The sequence below is a fragment of the Flavobacterium helocola genome, assembly GCF_038289885.1.
GTDB classification, from domain to species: Bacteria; Bacteroidota; Bacteroidia; order Flavobacteriales; family Flavobacteriaceae; genus Flavobacterium; species Flavobacterium cheniae.
In genome coordinates this window covers 93,895-120,864 of record NZ_JBBYHT010000005.1, presented here as the reverse complement: position 1 = coordinate 120,864, position 26,970 = coordinate 93,895, and the positions used below count along the sequence as shown (strand labels likewise).

At 29.0% G+C, this 26,970-nt stretch carries 14 protein-coding genes; all 14 read left to right on the top strand.

Translation table 11 applies throughout. The features are described from left to right. Positions 1–74 precede the first annotated feature (74 nt). The 14 genes from AAEO58_RS10980 (at position 75) to AAEO58_RS10915 (ending at position 26,734) form a co-directional block, all read left to right on the top strand. Positions 75–1,459, top strand: a protein-coding gene (locus tag AAEO58_RS10980) for an IS3 family transposase (protein ID WP_423972061.1) whose coding sequence is annotated in 2 segments (ribosomal slippage) — positions 75–390 and positions 390–1,459 — 1,386 coding nt in all. Because the reading frame shifts where the segments join, the coding sequence is not laid out codon by codon here. 62 nt (positions 1,460–1,521) lie between these two features. After that, positions 1,522–3,342: a hypothetical protein gene (locus tag AAEO58_RS10975; protein WP_341683422.1), complete on the top strand. Its 1,821-nt coding sequence runs from the start codon at positions 1,522–1,524 to the stop codon at positions 3,340–3,342. Between the two features lie 22 nt (positions 3,343–3,364). After that, positions 3,365–3,742 carry a hypothetical protein gene (locus tag AAEO58_RS10970; RefSeq protein ID WP_341683421.1) on the top strand — a complete coding sequence of 126 codons (378 nt, stop codon included), beginning with the start codon at positions 3,365–3,367 and terminating at the stop codon, positions 3,740–3,742. A gap of 108 nt (positions 3,743–3,850) precedes the next feature. Beyond that, positions 3,851–4,594 carry a hypothetical protein gene (locus AAEO58_RS10965; RefSeq protein WP_341683420.1) on the top strand — a complete coding sequence of 248 codons (744 nt, stop codon included), beginning with the start codon at positions 3,851–3,853 and terminating at the stop codon, positions 4,592–4,594. Positions 4,595–4,786: 192 nt separating this feature from the next. Continuing rightward, positions 4,787–5,974: a hypothetical protein gene (locus tag AAEO58_RS10960; RefSeq protein ID WP_341683419.1), complete on the top strand. Its 1,188-nt coding sequence runs from the start codon at positions 4,787–4,789 to the stop codon at positions 5,972–5,974. Between the two features lie 211 nt (positions 5,975–6,185). After that, positions 6,186–14,000 carry a hypothetical protein gene (locus AAEO58_RS10955; RefSeq protein WP_341683418.1) on the top strand — a complete coding sequence of 2,605 codons (7,815 nt, stop codon included), beginning with the start codon at positions 6,186–6,188 and terminating at the stop codon, positions 13,998–14,000. A gap of 10 nt (positions 14,001–14,010) precedes the next feature. Then, positions 14,011–20,493 (top strand): hypothetical protein, encoded by a 6,483-nt coding sequence (locus AAEO58_RS10950; protein WP_341683417.1) that lies wholly within the window; start codon positions 14,011–14,013, stop codon positions 20,491–20,493. Positions 20,494–20,512: 19 nt separating this feature from the next. Further along, positions 20,513–21,439, top strand: coding sequence for a hypothetical protein (locus AAEO58_RS10945; RefSeq protein ID WP_341683416.1), 927 nt, complete (start codon positions 20,513–20,515; stop codon positions 21,437–21,439). Between the two features lie 224 nt (positions 21,440–21,663). Further along, a complete protein-coding gene (locus AAEO58_RS10940; protein ID WP_341683415.1) occupies positions 21,664–22,824 on the top strand; it encodes a hypothetical protein in 1,161 nt (386 codons plus the stop codon). Positions 22,825–22,839: 15 nt separating this feature from the next. Further along, a complete protein-coding gene (locus tag AAEO58_RS10935) occupies positions 22,840–22,962 on the top strand; it encodes a hypothetical protein (protein WP_341683414.1) in 123 nt (40 codons plus the stop codon). Position 22,963: 1 nt separating this feature from the next. Next, positions 22,964–23,875 (top strand): hypothetical protein, encoded by a 912-nt coding sequence (locus AAEO58_RS10930; protein WP_341683413.1) that lies wholly within the window; start codon positions 22,964–22,966, stop codon positions 23,873–23,875. Between the two features lie 89 nt (positions 23,876–23,964). Continuing rightward, positions 23,965–25,053, top strand: coding sequence for a DUF4238 domain-containing protein (locus AAEO58_RS10925; protein ID WP_341683412.1), 1,089 nt, complete (start codon positions 23,965–23,967; stop codon positions 25,051–25,053). 419 nt (positions 25,054–25,472) lie between these two features. Further along, entirely contained in the window at positions 25,473–26,234 is a 762-nt protein-coding gene (locus AAEO58_RS10920) for a hypothetical protein (RefSeq protein WP_341683411.1), read from the top strand. After that, positions 26,231–26,734 carry a hypothetical protein gene (locus tag AAEO58_RS10915; RefSeq protein WP_341683410.1) on the top strand — a complete coding sequence of 168 codons (504 nt, stop codon included), beginning with the start codon at positions 26,231–26,233 and terminating at the stop codon, positions 26,732–26,734. The genes AAEO58_RS10920 and AAEO58_RS10915 overlap by 4 nt, the downstream gene beginning before the upstream one ends. Positions 26,735–26,970: the final 236 nt, after the last annotated feature.

The following is a 26,970-nucleotide window of genomic DNA, read 5'->3' as shown; positions in this document are numbered from 1 at the left end:
TCGTCAGCAAAAAGTGGACTGATTTAGTTCAAAACTAAGAGAGTGTTTTCAAAAATTATTAACTTTGAAATAGTATGAAAACACCTAAGAAAAAAACAGCAGAAAATTTCATTAAAGAGATTCGTAGAAATACACGAAGAATCTTTAGTTCCGAACAAAAAATTCAAATTGTTATGGAAGCATTACGAGCAGAAATGTCGGTTGCAGAATTATGTCGTAAGTATTCCATTCATGAATCTCAGTTTTACAAATGGAATAAAGAGTTTTTAGAAGCGGGTAAAAAGCGTTTATCAGGTGATGTAACAAGAGAAGCCACGAGTGATGAAGTAGCAGAACTCAAGAAAGAAAACCAAGCATTAAAAGTCATGATTGCAGATTTGGTTTTACGCTACGATATTGTAAAAAAAAGCTTGGACATGCTGGATTAACTGAAAAGTTCAAGAAATATATGCGACTTACAGTATCTGAAAAGCAAGAAATCATTCACATGGTTACTCGTTCTGAAATTGGTGTTAATCGAACACTTCGGGAGATTGGAATCAACAAGAGTACGTTTTACAATTGGTATCATGCTTACAGCGAAAATGGAATTGAAGGTTTAATTCCAACTAAACGAACAACTAACAGACAATGGAACAGTATTCCACAAGAACAGAAGAATTTGGTTGTAAAACTAGCTTTAGATTATCCTGATTTATCTTCACGAGAATTAGCCTATAAAATGACCGATGAACAGCAAATATTCCTATCAGAATCCAGTGTTTATCGAATTTTAAAAGCAAGAGGATTAATCACAGCTCCAGCTCATATTTTTTTAAGTGCTGGTGATGAATTTACAGACAAAACAGGCTTCGTACATCAAATGTGGCAAACTGATTTTACCTATTTTAAAATCTTGGGCTGGGGTTGGTATTATCTGAGTACAGTTTTGGATGATTACAGCCGATATATCGTGCATTGGGAGCTTTGCTCGAATATGAAAGCAGATGATGTAAAAAGGACCGTTGATGTTGCTATTAAAAAAGCAAAATTGGTAACTAAACAAAAACCAAAACTCTTGTCAGACAACGGTTCGTGCTACATTGCAAGCGAATTAAAATCGTATTTAAAGGATAATTATCAAATGGACCAGGTTCACGGCAGACCCAATCATCCGCAAACACAAGGAAAAATTGAACGCTATCACAGAACCATGAAAAACGTAGTAAAACTAGACAATTACTTCGCTCCAGAAGAATTAGAAGCTGCTTTAGAAAAGTTTGTTTATCGTTACAATAATGAACGCTATCATGAATCATTAAACAACTTAACTCCTGCAGATGTCTATTTTGGAAGAGGTGAACTGATTTTAAAAGAACGTGAACGATTAAAGAAAATGGCAATTATAAACCGAAGAAATGAGTACCAAAAATCAAAATTAACAACAAATCAAAAAAATCTTTTATCTTTGAATTATTAACTAAATACTCTCTTAGCAAAAGTCCAATTTAGTTTGAAGACGTACAAACATATTATGAAATATTGTATGATGGTTTAGATGATGATATTTTACTTGGCGATAATGGTCGTGGAGCTAAAGGGCAGTTTGTTAAAGCTGTATATAATTTATGGTATAATAGTAAATTTAACCCTTATCATGAAAATCCAATTTTAGCAGCACTAGCATTAAATAATTTTACATACACCCCTTATCATTGTAGGTGGCAACATGAGGATCCTAATATATTATTACCAGTTCCTGATTATGAAGCATCTCCAATGATAATTAATTATGAATCTGAAAAAAAATTCCTTTGGTATATTGATAATTTTAAATTTGAATTTTTTAAAAATAAAATTATTGCAAGAGAAGATGTAACAAATTATGGACTTCAACCTTATGGAGTTTATGATATATTTCAACCTATTTCTTTAAAAGGCGTAAATCCAAGTGGTACAATAATACGAATGCCTGTTTTAAATATGCCAAATGGAGCAACAAATCCAAATGATTATATTAAAAACTGTTTGCCTATTTTTTACTTAATGTATGTTGACGACGTAGGCGATAGAAGTGACGCAAAAGAAACAATAGGTACAGCAATTAATGTTGCGTTAACTTTTTGGGGAATTGGCGGTGTAATTTCAAATTTACGACATTTAAGAAGTCTTTCATTAGTTACAAGAATTGGAACTTTAAATGCCGCTGAAAAAGTAGCTTTTGGAAAGGCATTATCGGGTCTTATTTCAGCATCTGAAGCTTTTTTTGGGGCTGCAAGTTTCTTCCATGATTTTGCAACTTCAAGTTGTACAATGTATTATAATACTAATAATCCGCCAAACCCTAGCTCTCCTGAATATCAAGCATATTTAAAATGTAAACGTATTGATAATTGGCTCTTTGCCCTAGAAATGCTATCTTTATCTGGAGATTTACTTGCAAAAAGAGCATTAAGACATGCCTCTAGAGAATTAGCACAAAGTTTAGGTAATGATGTTCCTTTACAACATAGACAAATAATAGATGAACTTGCAGATTTAGATGGATTATTAGATGATTTTTTAGATAGAATAGAAATTAGTCATCCAAATATTCATGCAAGAGTAAGTAATTTTGCTGATGATGATAAAAAATTTGCTTTTATGTTTGATTTTGAAAATGCACCTGCATCTGTTTTAGATGACTTAAACTTAGCTACAAACCCAAGTTTAATTGATTCTTGGGATGAAATAGCGCATTTAATAATACAACGAAAAAATATAGATTTTCTGAAAGCTTATAAAAGTGTAAAAAATAACCAATGGATTCAAATACATACTCAATTTGGACATCATGAATTGGTAGGAGTGGGCCCTGCTACAAAAGCTGCAAAAATTAAGGGAGCTCATATGTCAATTCATTATGTAAATCCTCCTCCAGGCCCTGGAAAAGTTTCATGGTTAAATCCACCACCAAAAAACACAAACCCATTGAATCCAGATGAAGGCTATACATTAGGTAAAATACAAAGAAACATGAGTGACATAACTGATATAACTCCTTCTCAATTAGATGGTATATGGAAAGGAGGATTTAAACCTGATGGTTCATTAGGTGGACCAATAAAGAGAACGAAAGGTGTGGAAAACGCCTGCTGGCCCAAAAATTATAATATTCAACGTATAAATGAGGAAAAAGCTTTTGTTTTGAGTAAAATTAATGCTAATACTAACCCTACTGGAATTTCAAATAGTGGTCAATATCATTATGAAATTCTTGCAACTAGCGGACATCCTATAAAGATAATTTTTGATGGAAATCCTAATAATGGAGCAGCATTAAATAATATCTTCCCAAGTAATTCCCCAGAATTATTTCTTTAATATTAATAAAAAATTTAAAATTATGAATTACACATTATTAAATCAATATGACATTAAATTTGTAAATATAAATGGTAGAAAGCAAATTAGTTATAAAGGCAATGAGCTAATCGAGAGATATATATATATATATAAAAGTGTTGAAGCTATAGATGAATATATAGATGAAATAAATTTAGTACAAAATGGTCAAATACAAGAAGCTGAATCCTTTTTATATGGTTCTAATCCTCCTGTATTAGATTACAGTGCTGATGATGGAGGTGTTTATATTAATGCTCTAATTTCACAAAATTCAATAACTTTATCAGAGGACGAAATAATAAGTGATACTATAACAATTCCATTAGAAGATTGGAAAGAAATTTTATTATCCTGGAAAGAATTTTTAGAAGGTTAATTTCTTCAAATCCTCATGATTTGAGGAATAATAAAAGAAAATACTAAAAAGTAAAGAAAGTTTATCATTTATAATGACATTTAAAACAACAGATTAAACCAATTTAAAATGAAAAAAGTAAAATTAATTTTAGCAGTACTTTGTGCAACAACATTGATGCAAGCACAAAACAAAGAAGAAAAAAAAGTAGCCGTAGTGTCTTTTTCTACAGACAAAACCGTTGATGTATCAGATTTAGGGCTTAATGGTGTAAAAATGGTGGCGGATAAAATTTTAGATTTAAAAAACGATCCTAATTTTAATTTGGCACCTATCTTAGAAAAATACCATACTGCTTTTTTTGATAGTTATGCTAAAAAATTTCCTTTTGCGCTGTTGCCAGAAGAAGAAGTTATTAACAACCAAGCCTACAAAGATTTTGAACCAAAAGTGGGTGAAAAAGAAAACGAAACGGCTTTTAGTTTGTTAAACTACCCAGGTTATAAAGAGATATACGAAGGTTTACTTGGTAAATCTAACGAAGAAGGCATGGCAACCATTTTTAAAGAACAAGCCGATGGTGTAATGATGACTCGCATTCACTTTTCGTTAATCAAAGGTTTTGGTATAGGTGGCACCGCTACTGTAAAAATGAGAGTGTATGCTCGCATTGCTCTTTATGACAAAACAGGCAAAAAAGTATGGGTCATTAACGAGAGTGAGCAATCTAAAAAAACAGGGGTAATGGTCGGCGGAATTCCCGTTTTAGAACCTAGCAAAATTTTACCTATGTACGAAAGTGCCCTTGAAGAACTTATGAAAGATTTAGACAAACGCATAGAAAAAATAGTTAAAAAGTCAGAGAAGCTATAGCTTGTTATCATTGCTATGAAGTAGCAGATTCCTAAACAAAAAATACCCTTAGAATGTAATTTGTATCATTCTATATCAAAAGTATTTTTATGTAAATACAAGACAATAAGAAATAATAAAAAAGCATTATGCTTAACATTTTCATATATGTTAATAAAATTGAGGTTAGAATAATGAATTAATGAAATAAATATGAATAATCAAAAATCAAATAGAGCTTTCGGAGTATTAAGAAAAAAATTAATTGTTGCTTTTTTCTTAGTAAACGCTACATGCTTTTCTCAAAGCTCTATTCATTTTGACGATCCAAGTAAATTTCCTGGCGAATTGACTAATCTTAAAACTTGGTTAATCGATTTTGCAAATAAAACACCTTTTAGACTTGGTAGTTTTAAAGTTAGTCCCAATCAAGATGCTGCTTTAAACATTTATTCATTAAGGACAAACCAACCTAAAAAAATAGAAATTGGTAATTCAGCCATTTTTCTAGAATATGGTACTGATGATAAATTATCCAAAAATTTGAGTATTCAACATGAATCAAAATGGAAAATTAAAGCTTATAATTCCAGTTTTGATTTGAATAGTTACAAGCCTTCAAACAATTTTGAAATTTATGAAAATTTATTATGGATATTAAATATTTCAGAAGCTCAAGCAATGGCTGAGTTTTTAAATCGATACATATCTGACGATACAGAAAATAAAATAAAAAAATATGTTGAAGATATTGAAAAAAAGTATAAAGTAAATTTATTGATTTCTGATTATGATAATATAACCTTAACCGAATTAACGAAAATAATTTATGCAAAAACTAATCAATATTCTTCAACTGTTGGATATGAAATATATTTAAAAAATACTGATGAGAAAAAATGTAGAAATAATATAAACTTATTTTTTAGAAAATATACTCCAGACCCAATTGAAAGGTTTTATGACATAATTACACCAGAAGGAAAATTTTATTTTACAGAACCAAAAGTAACATTAAAACTTTCGGATAAAGACTTTTTGTTTGTAGATGAATTAGGTAAAACGATAACAGTTTCTGAATCTATAAGTTTCTCTTTTAAATATATAAATTATAAAATTGAATATGATAGCAATAATGAGCCTTATTTAAAATTACATTTTGACAATCTTGATTGCAATAATCAAATAATTTATTTTCAAATAAAAAATGAAGAAAAGTTAAATAAAAAATTATTTGAAGTTTTTCCTTTTGATAAAAGAGCAATACTAAAGAGTACAGATATAAATGATGTGACATTCTATTTATATAAAGATAAAATTGAAGCAAGAATGAAAAAACAAAACAAAAATGGATCATATACTGAATATGTTTTTTTAAACAAAAAAATACGTTATAACTAAGAAATAATAAAAAAGCATTATGCCAACACCATCAGCACCACAGCCAGTAATAAAAAGATATTATCCTACTTTATCTTCGGTGGTTACTTTAGATGATTTTCCTGAGTCACTTGGTTTTTTAAAACAAGCTATCGAAAGTTTATTTAGTAAAATTCACTATAAAGATTTACAGTACAAAAAAAGCCCTAAAGGTGATGCAGCTTTTTATAGCTTGAGTATAGTATCTAATAAACTGGCAATAGAGTTGTTTGGTTCGGGCATTAGTTTGGTATTAAATCCGGATGAAAGTCAAACAACTGATTTTAATATTTCAGCTTTCCCTGTTACCGTAGAGTATCAGTGGAAAATATTAGCTTATTTGCGTAGCTTTGATTTAAACAATTTTTCGTTTACACCACAAGAATTTTTTGAATTAGGTTTAATTATTCTTAATATTTCCGAGGAGCAAGCCCTGGCTCAGTTTATTAATACATTTACGGTACCTATTGATGAAGAAACACTTGCTTTAGAGCAGTTTGTTACTGATTTAGGAGAATATAACAGCGATCTTACTATTCAGGCTTTAGGCTTAACCATAAATGAAGATTCAAAATTAACCGATGTAGTTCAGGCAATTAATGTGCATACAGGTAAATATGCCACTTTATATGCGTTTGGGGCATATTTGTTAAACAATGATTTAAACGAAACCAAGAAAAAGTTAGAAGTATTTTTTAGAGCTTTTATCCCAACAGACATAGAAAGTTATATAAAAGATATTTTAGTTCCAAAAGTTAGAGCAACACTAACTGTTTCAGCAGCTATTGAGTTTCCAAGAAATATTTTATATCCTTATCAAGATACAGATGGTAATGGTATATGGGAGCGTGAGCCAGAGAATAGCAATGTATTAACTCGTTTTTATTTTGGTAAAATACTTTTATATGCAGATACAGAAGCTGGTGTAGGTTATAAAATGGATTTGGTTGGGGATTTACGTCCAACCTTTAGCGAAATTGGAAAAACGGGATTATTACTTCAATTAGAAAAACTAAAGTTAGATTTAAGCGATAAAGTTAACATTCCCGAAGCAGATGCCGATGGTCGACCTGTTGATTTTAGAGGTGTTTATGCAGATGCCTTATCAGTAACTTTACCAGCTAAATGGTTTAAGTCAGATACAAATACTAACGGTTCAACTTTAAGAATAGGAGGATATAATTTGTTAATTGGTACAGGAGGAGTTTCGGGTACTTTTGCTTTAGAAGCTGTACCTACACAAAATCCTTCTGATGGTCAAATCATAGACTTTTTTAGTGATAAGTTTGAATTTGTTTATCCCATAAAAGGATTAAAAAATAATGTTACAACTAATAATGAAGAAGTAATTGAAATAAATAATGAAATAGAATTATTAAGCTATCTAAACTCGCTTACAAACAAAAGTTTATACAATTTTAAATTTCCTTTAGAAGTATCTTCTTCAGGAATTATCAAAGAATTTAATAGTTCACAAGAATTTAGAAATTTCATAACGAGTTTCATTATAGCAGATAATGGCACTATGTGGGCAAATGTAGGTGGCGATAATGGCTTTTTAGTTGGTTTCCAAAAATTTGACATCACTTTCAAACAAAACAAAGTTATTTCATCCAACATCAAAGGGGCATTGGAAATTAAAAAATTTGTTTATCCAAATGGAGCCACATACCCTGATGGAAGTCAAATACCTCCAAACACAACTGTTCGTATAAATATTGATGGACATTTAAGTGATGATGGTGATTTTAATTTAACAGCCTCAGCACAACCACCATACCCTATAGAGTTTCCTAACGTTTTCACCTATCGAATGAAAAGTGTAGAATTAGGTAAAGAAGACGATGACTTTTATATTGGTACCTCAGGAACTCTACAATTTGAAGGATTTTTAAAAGAGACTTTGCAATTAGGCCCTATTGAGATAGAGCGATTGTGTATTTATAGTGATGGGTCTATAGAATTTAAAGGAGGTTCCGTACAACTTATAAATCCAATAGTTTTACCATTAGGGCCTGTAGAGATTACCGTTTCTGCTATTCACTATGGTTCACACCAAAAAGAAGTAAATGGAGTAATGCGTAAATTTAACTATTTTGGTTTTGATGGTGGTGTTAGTATCGACCCACTGGGAATAGAAGTAAGAGGAGACGGAGTTAAGTATTACTATTGTGTTGATGATTTAGAAAATAAACCGCATCCATATCTACATATACAAACTTTATATTTAGATTTAACTATACCAGCTAACTCAGGTTCTCTAGCTCAAATTAATGGATGGGTAACTATTCCTGAACCAGGAGTTTCTAAAGAGTATGCTGGCGGAATCACGTTGCAAATACCTTCTGTGAATTTAGCAGGAAAGGCAGATATTAAATTGATGCCAAAATATCCAGCATTTATAATTGATTGCGAGTTAGAACCGCCCGTACCTATTCCATTAGGTTCATTCGCCATTTATGGTTTTAGAGGATTATTAGGTTATCGTTATGTTGCAGAGAAGCAAGCAGTACCTGGATTAACATCAGATAATACTTGGTATGAATACTATAAGGCTCCTAAATTAGGAATAAATGTACAGAAGTTTAATGGACCAGATAAGACTGTAAACTACAATACTCTTGTTTCTTTGGGTGCAGGGGCTACTTTAGGAACATCTGCTGATGATGGATATACTTTTAGTATAAAAGCAATGGCTTTATTTTCTATACCCTCTCTATTTATGATAGACGGAAGAGCAAATATACTTGCTGCTCGTTTAGGACTTGATGATACTAAAGATCCTCCATTTTTTGCTTTTGTAGCAGTTGGAGACAACTCGTTAGAATTTGGATTTGGTGCTGATTATAAATTGCCTGGAAATGGAAAAATATTAACGGTTTATGCAGATGTTCAGGCTGGTTTCTTCTTTAAAAATCAGAAGCCTTGGTATGTAAATATTGGTACTAATGTTAATCCAATTACCGCTAGAATATTAACATTACTTACTATTAAGAGTTATGTAATGCTATCGGCAAAAGGTATTGAAGCAGGCGCTCGTGGTGAATTTAATTTTGATAGAAATTATGGTGTCATTAAAGTGCAAGCACATGCTTTTATTGAAGTAGGTGGTAAAATTAGTTTTGAAAGACCTCAAATGGGGGCTTATTTAATGGCAGGAGTTAGTGCTCGTGTGAGAGTTCTATTCGTGACATTAAACTTAGAAATAGGAATATTGTTTGGTGTAGAAGCACCAAAACCATTCTTGATCTATGGTAAATTCTATTTTAGAGTTAAGGTTGGTATTAAGATATTTGGTAAGCGCATAACTTTGTTTAAATTCAGTGGCAACCTTGAAGTTGTTTGGAATTTTAATAAAAATGTGGATAGAACTCCAATTAATCCATTCTTAGGAGGTTTTGATAATCTTAATTCATTAACAGAAGCTCAGATAGCAGTTTTAGATGAAATTGTAGAAGGTATTAACATGTTAACAAATGAATCTTTTTCACTTTGTTATTTAAGCTCTCGTCCTGATGATAATCAAGTGCCTTTAAATGAAAGAACTCCTGAAAATTTTGAAAATGGAAAAATATTAAATCATGTTATCCCACTGGACACTTATATTGATATAAAATCACAAAAAGGTTTATTACCAGGTAACGCTCAAGATCCTAACAATTCTGTAAGAAAGTTAATAGGAGGTATCAATAATGCACCAGCAAATTATGTGGATTTGATTCCACCTGTAAGTACTATTAATGGAAGAAGTATTCGACAAGTTAAACATCAATATACTATTGATCATTTAGAGATAAAATTTTGGAATGAAACTAAAAATATATGGGAAAGCTATCATCCTTATGAGGCGTTATATCCTAATGAGCCTAGTATTGCCAATCTGAAAGTTGGGCAATTCCAAAAAACAGATGGGATATATAATGCCGTTCGAATATTAGCAACAACTCCATTTTCATATACTGAGCAAGGAGAGCCAGGTTGGTATGTACCTGAACAATATGGTGTAAATGCTTCTACCTTGTTTTGTGAAGCAGAACATAAAGAGCATAAGTGTGCTAAATTTTTGCAAAAACCATTGAATGCCAAGTATTATTGTGGGGATGTTAATACACCTCTTTTCTCAAATGATGTATCTTTTCAATTGATTACACCAAATCCAGATGAAGATTTTGCCTATATAACTGAAGAGGCAAACGTTTTTAATGTGCCTAAATCTTTAGCTTTCAATAATTGGAATGGCTTGGAAATTTTATTGCCTCAACCCACTATAATGACAGGATTAAAATTGAGTAATTATAGTAATGGGGTAAAAGTAAAATTCTATTCTATTATACAAAGTCCTCAAAATGATGTAATGTTTAATGTGGTCTATGGAAATCCAAATCCAAATGCTTCAAATGTAAATGAGCCTTATGAAATGGTTTTATTTGGAAACTCATTAAACGAAGAAATAAAATATAATTACACCACTAATGCTATTGGAGATTGGCTACCTATTCATGAAAACTGGAGACCAATTACCCGCATTGTAGTTGAACCTATTTTTGATAGTAGTATTAGTCAACAAATAGCATTAATTAATGATCAAATTGCTACTATTGAAAATGATAATAATTTGATTTCTATTGGTGCCATTGATGGTGATATTCTTTCGACTGTATTATTAGAACAAGAATTGAATCAATTGATTTGTGGAGCAAGTGATAATGGAAATTCATCATCATTTATTAATAGATATTCTAAGAAAGATGCATTAAATTATTATTACTCAAAAGAGTTTATTGAAAAAGATTCCAACTTTATCTATTCAATAGGTACAACTGAACAAAAAGGATTAATTAGTAAAATCGCTACTGATGGTACTTTGATTTGGGAAAGAAAATATCAACTTCTGGAGAATATGAATGAAAAACTAATTTTCAAGCGTATCATTCAAATTGAAAAATCAGAGGAAAATCAGTTTCAGTATATTGTTTATGCCACAACAGGAAAAGACCATTATTTATTAAGTTTTAATCCTGAAGATGGTAAAGTTATATGGTTTAAACATATTGAATGGAAAGATGAAGATATATTTGTACATATTACACCATCAAAAAAGGAGTTTCAGTTTTATTTAACCCTTTCAGATAGAAACCAAATTGATACTAAAAAAGAACCATTCGTGGCTGTTGTTGATTCATCTGGAACTTTAATCAAAGGAACTCTACTGGTAATTGAAAAAGAAGAATTTATTATTAATGCTATTTGTGAAGATAAAGAAGGTCTTGTTGTAGCAGGAAGGTATATTGAAGGTGATTACAATGATTCTGTTGGTGTTATTATAAAATTGGATATCACTTTAAAAATTATTTCTTCTTTAAAAATTGATAAGCGATACACTACTATACATGATATTAAAATTATGGATGATGGTTCATATTTACTATCAGGTTATGACAGTAAACAAGATGGTATTTTTGCGCTATTAATTAATGAAGAAGGAGTTTATACCACTTATCAATTTCCTTCAACTTCAAATCATAACTCTTCTATCGAGCTAAATAATGAAGGTTTTTATTTTCTTCAGAATAACGATTATAATGGTATTTTGCATAAAATGAGTTTTGATTTTAATGTAATTTGGAGTAAAGAAATACATTTAAATAGCGGAACAAACGGAATTAGGAATTTTACATTTAATAGAGCAAGTAATGCTATTACTTTAAATTGTTTTAATCAAAATGAAGGGTCACTGGTTGTTCACACTAATTCTCATTTACAAAGCTGTTTAACCAATGTGCTGAGTATTTCTGGTTTAATTAATAATGAATTAGGGATTATAAAATTTGATGCAAAACAAGAAACTTACGAATTAGGATTGAAAGAGCAATCTTCAAATTCTGAAATAATCACTTCTGAAATAAAACAATATTGTAAAGAAGAAGGATGTGGTGAAGAGGATCCTAAAGTTTGTCAACTTTATCAACAGATTTCCACCATTTATGAAAGTTGTTTGATTGACCCGCAAATTATTACAGGGTCGAATTTTGAAACAGTTTCGTTATGTTATAGAGAGATTCAGAATCTTATAGCGGCATTTGATCCTAATTATAATCTAACTGAGTATCTTTACTATGAATTAGAATTAATTAATCAGTTTTTAAGTAAAAAAGATATCCAAAATTACACATTAGCATGGAGTGCGGTTCAGTCTATACTTAATTATTTGAATGAGATTGGTAATTGTATTTGTGAATGTACCCCAAAAGAATTCACAATGATTCATCAAGTTTGTTGGATGTCAGTTGAAGATTATGAATACAATATTAATATACCTTCACAAGAAGCTATTGCAGAAGATGCGCAAGCGGCAATTGATGGAATAACAAAATATATTCAACCTATATGGAGACCAGATACCAGTTATTACGTACATTTTGTTTTGAAAGATAATGTGGATAATGGCAGTACTATTCAATCTTATCCATACACTTTTGGATTTAGTACAGGTGGTCCTGTTGGATATTTCCATACTCATGATAAATCAACTTATGGAGATCTTAAATTGAAAAACGGAGATCGATTATTGAAAGATGACAATAGTTATTATATTGTAAGCAATAGTGGTTTAGATAATGAAGATGGTAGTTTGTATATTAGTAATTCTAACGGATTTATTTTTGAAGATACGTTAGGTAAATTAAGAGATGCTGTTACTGGAGATTTAATTTTAGATCCAAGCACTTCAGAAGAAGTGAGAGTCATTGCACACCCTGATAAATATCCGCTAACTACATTGAAACAATATATTGATTATAATCGATCTTATCCGAATGCTGATGGTAATTTATTGAGTGCTAAACCTTTGTTTTATGATGACCAGGTATCAATGATAAACGGACAAATTGCTAGTACCACACAAATTCAGTTGTTCTTTAGCAAAGCGTATGCTACTCATTTTTTCCATAAATGGGAGTCTTATAAAAATGCACCTTCTAGCGATAATAGTCTAGCAGGAAGACTTAAAATTGTGATTAAAGATCCAGTAGAGGATATTTCAATTGTTAATCCTCCATATCTCGATTATAATCCTAATGATAATGAATATACGCACATTCCGCAGACTGAAGAAGTATGGAATCCTGAGGAAAATCCTCAAGTTCCATTTGCTATTGACCATTATTTTAACTTAATGGATGCACCAAACTGTATGGGGGAAGTTATTATTACTAAACCAGCCTCGGAATATGTTACTATATTTCCGAAGCATTTAAAACCAAATAAGTTGTATACAGCTATTGTAAATAATTTGTTTGATGTAAATCATAATGGTAATTTCGATACAGTAGCCGCTATTGATGAAACTCGAGAAGTTCATAAATTTGTTTTTAAAACCTCACGTTACAAAGACTTTAAAGAGCAAATTGAAAGTTATTTCTTAGAAAGAGAATTTGAAGACAATTTGGTACAGAGAGATGCTATTTTCAATTTAGAAAAACCATTTACTCAAGCTGAAATTGACGCCAGTTATACCACTATTTGGAATTGGAATAATATAACAAATCAACAGGCATTGACTGGATTTACACCAGAAATAATTGAAACTTTAACAAATGATTATCAACATCCTTTTGATAGAGTATTTGAGGGTATTTTAGGTTTGAAACCTTTAAATGAAGCTGTTTCAACAGAGGTCAATGTTATTAAGGACAGCAATACGGATGCAATTATAGCTTTAATAGTTAGAAATCCTGAACCATTTAATAATCCTAAGTTTAGACAAGAAGTTGTAAAAGATACTATTCAGATTATAACAGATGGTAACGTTAATGATTCCTACTTAGTTTTATTTTCTAAAGACAATTCACAAGCTATAATTATGAATTCTGTAAAAAATATTATTGAAAACATTAGCTTGAAATTTAAATATAAGGTCTACAGAGATGTTTTACCAGGAGATGATGTTGTACTCAATTACCCAGTTATGACTGAAGTTATATTACCCGTTGATTTATTAAATAATTAATTAGAAAAGTATGTCATTTTTAAAAAAATATACAAAATCTGAAAACAATACCTATATTAATTCTAAAAGGATAGGTCAAGCAATTTATAGTATTGGTTTCAATGGTAACCAATACGGAATTATTACTAAAACAGGTTTAGAAGGCGAGGTAATCTGGGAAAAAAAATATAGTAATATTAATGGTTGTTTTCAATTTATAAATATAATTTCTTGTTCAAATAGTGATTTTCTAGTTCTTGCAGTTGATAGCCTTTCGACTAATTCCGCTTTGATTAGAATAAATAGTAACGGAGATTTTATTTGGGAAAAAAGATTTCAACAAGGAACATTAAATGAGGATTGGTATCAAAACCAGAAGCTCATAAATGTAGGTAATGAGATCTATTTTTTAATGTTAAATACAATTCAGGATCAAACTGGAATTAATGAAACGACAATTTATAAAATAGGTGCTACAGGATCAATTATTAGCCAAAAAAATATAAATTCTTCTGATGGTGAATTTTATTTTGGTGAAATAACATCTTATGCTAATAAGTTGTCAATATATGGTGGTTTTAAATCTAGTAGCACACAACTTATAGATAAGGGAGTTTTATTAGAACTAGATTTTAATTTATCTCCATTAAATATATTTGAATCTGATATTTTATTGAAGAATGTTAAGTTTATTAATCAAGAATATGTAATCTCTGGTCTTTTAGAAAATCAATTTCCAGTTTTTATAAAACACTCAACTCTATATCCTAATAATAATTTAGCAAAGATAATATTATCAAGTCAAAATTCTCCTCAATTTAAATCTAACAGAGATTTTATTTATTTAGAAAGTTATACTAGAACAGAAAGTATTATAACTAAAATTGATAATAATTTTGATGTAATATGGACTAAAAGATTTGAATATCCCTTAACACAACCAGCTTGGGGCATAATAAAACAGGTTACTAATGATGATACTTTATTATTGAATTTTGGAATGCTTCAGGGTGAGAGTAATATGGTGTGCATTGGGAAATTAGATCTAGATATTAATAGTTGTAAGACATTTGATGTAGCGCCATTAAGCATTGATCCAAAAGGATTTTTTATTAAAGAATCCACAATTAATTATTCAATTATAAATAGTAATTATTCTTTAGGTACGAGTAATTTAAACGTAGATAATCTTAATTCTGTGACTGAAGACATTTGTTCAACATTTGACCCACAGTGTATCAAAGACGAAAAAATATGTGCTGAATATAATAAATTACTTGAAGTTTTTACTAGTTGTATTGAAGCAGTTAAAATTAAAAACCCTGATTTTGCTAAAAATTTAATTGTATTTAAAGAATGCTTCAAGAAATTTTTAGAAATTTTTAATCAAATAGATATTAGTTACCCTCATCTTAATCTTGATAAGAATTTAGAATTTCAAATTGATGCAATTATAGCTTTTATTGATTACAAAGAAGGAAAAGAAATAGATGTGTTTTATTTTGAAGCATTGAGTGCTGTTGAGTTTATTTTAGAATATTTATCACAATTAGGTAACTGTAATTGTGAGAATGTTTTTGATTTAACAGATTATTCTTCTATTCAATCCGGGTATTTATATCTGCAATCTGCTGGTTCATTGGGAGATGATAGTACAAAAGGGATTCATTTGCGTTGGGCATTACGAGATGTATTATCTAACCATTTACCAAAAGCTAATTATGCTACTACAACGTATAATTTTAATAAAAGTGATGATTTTGTAAAAATTTACAGATCTAAATATGTTTCATATCAAACTATTTTAGATTTCAACAATATTCCTTTACAAGTTAATGAAATTGGTAGTCAAAGAAATTGGATTTACGAAGTTAACGGAAAAATTTTCCATGTTCATTTTAAGGATATTAGTAAATATAATCTTATTAGAGCAAATATTAATCCTGCTACAGAACCTTTAATTTTTATTAAAAATTATGGTGATGGTATTATTGAAGTTGAAACTAAAACTGAACTAAGCTTTAAAATTTCTCCAAAATTTCAAATTTTAAATAGTACAAATTCTGTTAAAACAGAATTGCTTTCCGTGTCGGAAAATAAAATTACTTCTCCAAAATCAGCCTCATTAAGAAAAAAATATGCTGCTGATGAACTAAATGATAAGTCATTACTCTCGGAAAATATCAGAAGTATTCGATTTAGTAGTACTGGTTCACATATTGAGTTATTATCATTTGAATTCTATTCAGATATTATTATTAACATAAAAAAGCAAAATAAATGGAATTTTCTTGGGAAGTACGCTTTAACCAAAGAAACTAATGTAGCGTACCAACGATTAGAGCCTCAAGCAAATTGTCTGGTAAATTGGCTAAGATATAATGATCAGGCATTTGTTAATGTTTCAAATTATCACACACGTTGGAATTCGAATAGTATTCCAGAACTTGAGCGAATTCATACTTCTGTTGAAAAGTATATTGAGTTGAGTGATGCATTTAATAATCCTACAGCTGTGGAAATATTCCCTTTTGAAAATTATGCAGATGTTGAGGCATGTAGTCAAACTTACCCTGATAGTGACGAACCTGAATATGATCCTTACATTCCAGAACAATCTACAGAAAATTCAGGAATTGAAATTCCTTTTCTTGAAGTTTTAAAGTTAGGCTCTTTGGATTACCATGTTGCAAGAATGTTAGGATTAGGAACATTAGATTTAAACCCATTGGTGTTTGATGGTGAATATGTTTATCTTTCTGAATATACTACTTTTGGTGATTTGAATGATGGTTTGGGAGCTAGACAAGTACAACATTTGTATTGTTCTTTACCTACATCGTTGAATGATCAACGTCTACCTATTCCAATTGATTTAAAAGAACCTATTCAGGGTATATTTTTTAATAATGGCTATGATGATTCTGATGTAGAAGAAGGAGGAGAAGAATTTACGGATTCTGAATCAATTAATTTAGTCACACAAGATGGGTATTCTCCTGATGGAAAGACTAAATATTACTCTCTTTTCCCTGAATATGCTATTGATGAATTAGCTGATGCACCATTTTATTATATAAGTAATGAATTTGTAGCTTGTGAAACTACAGATCCTGTTTTTGCGGGATTAGAGTATAGAAAGGCAGGAGAAATAAATTGGATCAAACCTGAGCTATCTTATAATCCACAATATTTTAATATCGATACTAGTGGCATTGCTATAGAATTAACTAATGAAACAGTTGAGTTAGTAATACCTGAACAGGGCAAACCTTTATTTACTCATGCTGTAAGAGAAAGTGGTTTTTTAGATTATTCTTCTTATGGAATTAACTGGTTTAGTAGAGCTACACCAAGTAATCTTGTTCACACAGTAGAAACTATTATTTCTCCAAAAAATGAATTATTGCCACCAACAAATGTAACAGCAACTCTAATTCAAAAAGAACTTCCGTTGCTACTAACTACATCTGGTGAACAGTCTTTATTAAGTGAAAATCCCAATCAGGATAAAACTTTAGTTCGTTTAACTTTTGAATACAATCATGCTCAGGAATTGATTGATTATCATCAGAAAATAAATGGAGAAACTATTCCTAATTATTATGAAACAGATAATGGTAAAGAATTATTTGCTGAGAAAATACAAATTTTCTTTAGAAATCAAGTGCCAAATAGTGTTTCTGGTAAAGTAAGTTTTGTTGTGAGTAATAGTAATCCTTTATTAATTGAAGTTGATACAGCACCATATCCAATATATAGTTCAGGTATTGATGATAGTGTTATTCCTCAAACGGTACCACCTACATATAATGAAACTTTAATTCCTATTATACCAAATGGAACAGAAAGTAATTATATAGGTAGTGTAATGCTAGTTGATAATGTTGAATACATTATTCATGAAGTAGATAATACAGAAACTTACCCAAAGTTTATAGTTTTTAAAGCTGATGCAAGTGGGGCAATTTTGAATTTAAGTACTGTATCGAACCCAGAAACTGAAATTTTAGTTCCTGAAGTTGGTAGCTTGTTTATAATCGTAGAAAATATGCAAAATCCTTCTATTTGGGGGCAGCCAAATAATTCAGGGTTTAGTGTGAATATTGATCATACTTTAGTACATAGAGAAGATGAAGTTATAATTAAAAACATTGATTGTAATACTGAAACTCATGTGCAAAAGTTTAGAGGAATTTATCAAAATGCAACAATAGAAAAAGTTTTAGAAAAAGTTGATGAAGACGGAGATGGTGAATATGATACAGGCGCAAATGATGATTTTATTCTCAAACATTTAGGGTTATATAAAATTACTTTTCCAGGATTTAAACTGCCGCAACATTCACAATATCATTTAGAAAGTAATCTAGGTACTAATTCGGTTGAGTGGTATAATGGGGTAGTTAGGTTACATACATTAAGTGATGTAAATGAACCAAGAAAGGAATTTAAAGTAATTAGAACAGAAAATATTGGTTCAACAACTAATGACTTAGTCCTTTATATTGAGGATTTAACTTTTCCAAGCGATTTAAATGATTTAGATGAATATAAATGGAAGTTGATGGATGATGAAGTTAATTCAATTAGCCAAATGACTAATTATTATCCTGGTTATAAAGTCTATTTGTATAAAGATGATAATTTAGGATTGAATGAAGACAATGTTTTACCTCAAGGAGATGATGAGGTACGTTACACTGTTTTTGGCTTGAGAAGTTGGGATTTTCCTAATGAGTTTCAGTATGATAATGCAGATAATTTCTTCTCCAAAATGTCTGTTCCAGCATTGATGTTTGCTAATGCTGTAATGGAACCTATTCAACCACAGAAGCCAACAGGAGGTATGTATGCTACACGTCCAGATTATTTCGGGAAATCATCATATACCTTCAATACAAAATATGGTACACCTGAAGAGATTCATAAACCATACTCCGTACAGTTTAACAGGGCAAGTGATATACAGTTTTTATCTGCTATTTATGATAATGCCGTATATGGATATGATGATAATGAAGAACCTATTTTAAACACTGTTCAACAGGTTATGAGGGATGTTTTTCTAAATGGAGATGAAGATTTTTATGTAGATAGATGGAACGATTTACTAAGTTTCAATTATCCATCAGGAAACTTTGCTACTTTTGAAGATAGAACTTTACCTTTACCAGACAAGGCATCATTTATAGAGAGTATAAATGTTTTTATTGATGCCCATAATGTGTATTACAATAATTTACCAACTCAAGTGGGACATATTTCTGTTCCTATTTTAAATCTTAATGAGATTGTTATTCCTGAAGTAGTTTTACCTAATGGAGATGTTAGAAATACTGAACTGAAGATTAAAGATTTTTTAAAAGATGTATTATTAAATTGTTTCGTACCATTAACAGAAATTCCAGTTTTATATAATTTTGTAAAACCAATTCCTTATAAACCAATTCCAAAGAAACAAGTTATTAGAGACCGTAACGGTAATTTGATAAAACCAACACTTGATCCTGGATCAAATTTTGATATGGCACCTATGATGTGTCGTGTTGATCCAGTAGGACAGCAATATGAATCTCAATTTACAGATTATGGATTAGATGGCGCTTCTAATGCAAAATATTTCTATGCCGTAAGAGAAATTAATAATCAATTGAAAACAAGTGATTATAGTGAAATACTTGGTCCAATAAGTTTGGTAAACACAGCTCCACCAATTGCCCCTGAGATTATTAAAGTAATTCCAGTTTTAGAAAACAGAACTTTAGGAATTACTCCATCGGTACAATTACAAATTAATGCTTATCCTAAAGCTCAAAATATAGCTAAAGTTTCAATTTATAGGGCAGATAATCCATCTGACGCTTTATCAATAAGAACGATGAAATTAGTAAGGGTTCTCGATTTAGAAGTTGAAAATTTATTAGATGAAAGTAAATGGATTTTTGAGGACGACTTCTCCGATTTGTCCGAAATACCATTTGGAGATCCTTTATTTTACAGGTTAACAGTTTCTAGAAGAATTCGTTATAATGATAAGGAATTAGTAAATGTAGTTGATTATGCCCCTTCAGAAGCTTCAAAATTGATTATTACTAATGTTGTTGAGAACTATAGCCCTATTTCTCCAGTTTTAGATTATTATTCAGAGCCTTTAAATTCTAATAATGAATTATCAACGATTGTACTTCATTGGGAAAAAACTTGTTATAAAGGTAAGTATCATTTATACAAAATGAATTCACAAGGTAATTGGGTAAAAATACATGAACTACAAACAAATAATCAGAATAATTATCTACCATTGGCGCATACAAACTTACAGTCAGGTACTTTATCAATTATGAATGATGAAAATAATTCTATATACAATCATTTTAAAATAATTACTGAAAATACAGCTGGCATGATGAGTAATGAGGAGCGTATTTTAACAATACATAATGAAGTAAACTGGCAAGACATTGGAGGAATAGGAGAAATGATTGTAGGAGGAACATTTTATATAAGATAATCAACAAAAAAAATAAATTATGGCAACAAAAAATAGAGGAATATTAAAATCCTATTTTGAAACTGGTAAAAGACCTATTCAAGAAGAGTTTGAAAATTTAATTGATAGTCAACTTAATATTGAAGAAGATAAAGCATCTGAAGCAGATGCTCAAAATGATCAGATTGATAATAAATACTTAACACCTAAAACGGTTAAGAAAAGTATTGAAACTTTTGCACCAGTAAAAAAAGTGAACAATATCACTCCGGATTCAAATGGAAATATTGTAGTTACTAATGTTAGTGGAACTGCTTCATCAATAACGGGTACCATATCTAAAAATCAGGTAACCGGATTAGAGAATGATTTAAACAATAAGCAAGATGTTTTAGTAAGCGGAACTAATGTTAAAACTATTAATGGACAATCTATTGTTGGTAGTGGTGATTTATCTGTTTCTGGACCAGTAAAATTTATTGGTGTTTTATCTTCAAATTTTACTTTGTCTAATTCAAATACTTCACAAAATGCGTTTCCTCCTTCTAGTGACGCATATACTTTAACTGCAAATAAAACTTATTTTTTTAAAGGAAAGTTTTTAATAACAAATGGTTCAATTAGTCATACTACAGCTATGGGATGGGTTGTAGGTTCAGGATTAAATATAACATCTATGGAGTATGTTGTAAAGCTATTTTCATCCACATTAAATGGAATATCTACTGTTTCTTCAAGTGTTCAAGTTAGTGGTACAGCTATTAAAGTTTTAAATGCAGCTAGTACTGCAGTAACAACCACAATTGAATTTGAAGGGGTGTTGCGATGTACTACAGGAGGTGTTTTAACTCCTCAATTAGCGTTTTCTGCAGCACCTGGAGGTACAAATCAAATGAAAGTGGGAAGTTTTATTGAGTTCATAGAAATAGGAAGTGATACAGTACAAACGGTTGGTAATGTAAATTGATAATGATCAGTGGAATTGTTTGAAATATTAGTTTTTTTGAAATCAATAGTTCGAAATCTATTAACATAAAACAATTATAAAAAGATGAGCAATTGCTCATCTTTTTTATGTTTAATTTCTAATTACTAAAAGTAAAAGATAAAACATTTGTAAATATTAACAGCAAGTTTGTATATTTATAAGTGTTAGGTAATCTAATATGAAAATTTAAAATAATTAATATAATGAGCGAAAAACTTTCTCATTTATCAGAAGAGAAAATTCAAGAACTTATCATAAGATATTATGAAAAAGAAAAAGTTTCTGATCTCATTGCTGAGTATAATTTAAATTTAAGACCGAATGAATTGGTAAGGAATTTTCCTCCTGAAATTTTAGAAAAAAAATGTATTTATTGCAATTTAGAATTTATTCGTAAAAGAGTTTCTCGAGATTATTTGTATTGGAAAGCTACTCCTGAATATTGTCCAAATTGCGGACATGAAGATGACGCATTTTGTTTATGTAAAAATTGTAAAACTATAGAGTGGCATAAACAAGATAATGAACGGCAAAATAAGCAGGAGTTCATGGATATTTGGTTAAACCATTTAGAAGAAGATAAAATTGATTTAAATGAATTAACCTTTATTGATAAAATATATTTAGGAGCATTATTGAGAGAAGGTATCTCAGAAGATTATAATTATATTAGACCAATCGAACATTTTATTAATCCATTAACTCCTACTTATGAATTTTTAACAGAAGTGATTGATCGATTAAAGGAAATTAATGCTATTGTTATTCATCCGAGTACAGACTCAGAATTTATTGAGATTGTGGATTATGAAAATGGGAGTTTCAGATATTATCCTTACAAAGTTAAATGGGGACTGAATGTGAAAAGTGATGGATTTAGTAAAGTCTCATTAATAGAATTAATTATAAATCCTTTAGATTTAGAACAATCAAATTATGACGAAGCAATTCAATTGTGGAAGAAAATAGCACTATATGAATCAATTGAATATTTTATATATAGTGTTGAAAATATTTTAGGGATTGACTACGAAATTGGTGATAGAACTAAAACTGTATTAAATGATTTAATTAATGATTATTCTGTTGCTCAAATTTATGGCATCTTATATAAAGCAACTAATAATGCTTTAAGATTTCAAGCAGAAAAGGGAGTTACAAGTAAGCATGCTTCAAATACAATAATTGGAAATGCTCAAAGTTTTGGGGAAAGAGCAAAAATTAATAATTGGGTTTTGCAAAAATACAATCGAATTAAAGATTGTCCAGAAAGTGCATTAAGTAAATTCTTCTTTGAAAGAGTGATTAAAGTTGGATTTAATGGATTTTCAGAAGTTCCTAATCTTAACAGTATAAGAAAATAAAATTACAAATTTTGTATGACAACGACAGAAATAGTTTTGTTTTCAACATGTATTGGTGCAAGTGCTGCAATTCTATCTCAATTTGTTGCAAATACGTTAAAAGACAAAAGTGAAAATAGAAAAGTAAAAATTGGATAAAATGAGTGAACTTAAAATTGAATGGGAAATTTTTAAAAATCAAATGAATTCATTTGGAAATAAAGGGGAAGAACTAAGTAAAATATCTACGAGAAGTATTGAGGAAACTAATAATTTTGTAACAGAATATAAAGAGTGGAGAGATAAAGTTGTTAATTTTTTGATTTCCTCACTTGATAGTAAAAATTCTTATGTGCAGAGCTTCAGAATTGCTAATTCGAATAAATATAATTTACATGGAAATCAAACATCTTTTGATAATTTTGCTCGAGAACAAAAACAAGATTTAAAAAATGATTTGTTATATATTCAATATATAACAAAACTTCTTAGTGTATCAGATTTAATTATCAAACCAAATCAAATTGATTTGTCAATAAGAGAAAAATATACATCAGAAGATATTTTGGAATTAATCCTTGATAAACTTTATGAATTGTATGATAATAATATATATCCAATATTACCGATATTAGAGGGTAATGGAATTATTTTAAAAAAACAACGTGAAGAATTTGAATATGTTAAGCTTCTTGAAAATTTCGGATATATTATAAGCAATAATATTGCTCGTCAAGCCGATGCTCAATTAACTGTTAATGGTAAAATATACGTTGAAAATAAACTAAAGCAGTCAAAACCAAATTATGAATCAATTTGTGATGATAAAGAAATTATTAACTCAAAGATTGATGATCTTATGGGAAAGTTGGAAAAATTAGGTTTTGGGCAAGAAATAATATATAACGAATTGGAGGAATTAAAAGAATTGTACATTCATCTGAATAAGAAAAATTGGGGCGAACTAGTTAAAGGAAAAATAATAGATTTGGGTTTACAACAGATAATAAACGAGGATATTATGAAGATAATATATAATTCGATAACAAACGATGTATTAAGAATTCCATAATGTTTACAAATAATATCTGTGCTATTAATCTTTTTTAGAATAAATTTTATTGAATTCAAAACAATTGATCAAGAATATTATATTTTATTATGAAGCAACATTTTGTCCCTAAAGTATATTTAAAGCGATTTGCGGTTAAAAATAAAAATGAGTATATAGTTGAAGTGTATGATAAAAAAGAAGAAAAGTTTTTTAAAGTTAATACAGAAAATATTCTATCTGTAACAAATTTATATACTCTTGATCCTTCAAATAATAAGTCAAATAATCCATTGATTGTTGAAAAGATTTATTCAGATTTTATTGAACCTCTGTATGAAAAATCAATAAAAATTCTGTTAGACGATTCAAGAACTTATATTAGTAATTTAGAGAGAGCTGAAATACTAATCAGTATATTGCATCTCTATCATCGTAATCCTAATAATTTTAAAAAACTTATCAATGCTCATATTGAAATTATAAATACAATGTATTTAAATTCAATAAATGAAAATAAATTAGAATTCAGTTATCTTGATGAAACGTATAAAACGGAAAATTTTAATATTGATGAAATTAAAGAAAAAATTGAATTGAAAATAAATAAAATTTTCAAAGAAAATCATTTAGATTTAACTGCAAAATTTGGAGAAATACATGAGTTTACAGCTATGGAAGTTTTTAAGTGTGAAACTCAAGGAAATTTTTTTACAAATGATAATCCAATCCATTTTCAAGATTTTCTTAACACAGAGGCGAACAATCCATTTCTTATTTCAGCAGAATTCACAATACCATTAACAAAAAAATATTTTCTAAAATTATCTCATGATAACACTAAAAAAGTAAATTATATTTATCGTTACAAAATTTCAGATTTTCATGTCAATTTAATAAATGATCAAACTTGTAAAACTGCGTCAAGATTTGTTATATGCAATAAGAACGATTTTATAGTTTTTTTAGAAGACAAAAAAATAATTGATGATATTTCGATTCATAGAAAAATGGATTTACTAAAACAAGTGATAGAACATTGTGAAAAATCTAATCTAAAAGACGAATATTACAAATTAATTAAATATTATTATATAAAGTATTTAGAACAAAATAATCATCTGGATAAAATTGATGAATATAACTTGATGATGAGAATGAAAGAATTGAATAAACAAAAAAAGGCAAGCTTAATATAATAGCTACCAATAAAAAATATTTACTTGTTTATTGCAATAGGATTCTTGAGACCAAACCATTTAGACTATTTCATTTTTGTTGTGAAGATTTATCTTGATACGCGTTACTACAATTTCTTCAGATATTCTATTTTTTGTTTTAAAAATTAATTATTTAAAGCAAGTTAAACCGATATTTAAAAAATTATTAAGCTTAGATAATTCATTATTAAATATTCTATGTAAAAGCAAATATATTTTGTAATTCAAAATTAGCCTATCTTTTTTAATTAAAAATATCTAAAAAATCTATATCGCTATTCAAATTATAGAATAACTTTATAAAATAATTATTTTTTTAACCATTTTATTAAATATTTTTTAAGATTATATCTTAATTATGTATAATTGCAGAGAATAATTTAACAAAATTAAAAATCATGGTTTATAATGTTTTAAAGACTAATGAATTTGTACATATCAATTTTCAAGATATTGGTAGAAAATATCAAGCTAATTATAATGAAAATGATAAAGTTTTATTTACCGATAACGAACTCAAATCAATTTTATCACTAATTTTTGCATACCAACTTCACTTACCTGAATTAGAAAAGCAAAGTAAGGAGGATAGATTAAAATTTTTAAGTGAACAAAATTACTATTTTAACATTTCAAAAGACTTTGGCAGATTGTTATTAGAAAATTTAGAAGACTGTAAATTTGAATGGTTTAATGAACTTAAAAGACAATCATTTAGGCTAGAAATAGTTGGAAGTGATAAAAACTTGAATGAGTTTGTTGAGGAAGCTTTAATAGATCAAATGAATATAAGACAATGGGAATATGGGAAATACTTTTTTAAATCCTATTCAAATATTTTAGATTCTTCTCTATCAAATAAAAAGATCAAAGGAAATCAAAGTAATCAAAATTCAGCAAAATTTTGGGACAACTTGTATGACAAAATGGTTAATATCAAAGAACCTATTGAAAATTATGAAGCTGTTCTATTGGGGTTTTACGTCAAAAGCAAAATAGAAAAACAAGATTTAAATATGCAAAATTATTCCTTATTGGGAAGTATTTCATGTCAAAAGTTGTTCTATTTATTCAAAAGAGAACAAAATTTAAAACAAGCTCTTAATGAATTATTATCACTAGATCAAAAATTAAAAATCAATAAAGGTAGAAAACCATGATAAAAACAAATCTTAAGTTAGTTTTTGACGTATTAAAACGAACAGATATAAGTATTGAACAAATTTATGTTGAAGGTGAATTATTTACTGGAGAGCAATTGAAAAAATTGCATGAATGGGTTGATAAAAACAAAGAACTTTACATCAATATTCTAATTAAATATAAATATTTTGCATCACGAAGAATTGCTTTAATTGTACTTTTAGAAGAGGATTTCTTTGATAAAAATAATTATGATTTTGAAGATTTAACTAAATATGAAAGAAAAGCATCTATTCGATTTGAAGTTACAAACAAGAACAAAAAAGATTTAGATACACCTGAAAAAGTACATCCTAAAAACCCATGTCTGTATTATGAAAATTTTGAATCAAATCAAAGTAAAAGACAATATAGAGAGGCTCTTAAAAAACTTTTAGAAACTCCTTTTCATTTTTTTGAAAAAGAAGAGGCTATAAAATCGCTTTCAAATATGTTTGAAGATTTACAAAATTGTTGATTTTTCTAACCAAATTATTAACGAATTAGAGTCTAAATCTCAATAAATTTTTAAAGTATTTTGGCTAAAATTCAGTTTCTTTTTAATATTTATATGGGTATCTAATGAAGTTTTTCTTTAAAAAATCTATTTTATATAATTTAACTAACTTAATTTTTTTTAGTTCTCTCTCAAATCAAATTCAAAGCGGGGTGTGGGGTGCAACCCTGCCAAGCCATGCGACCAAAGGGAGGTTT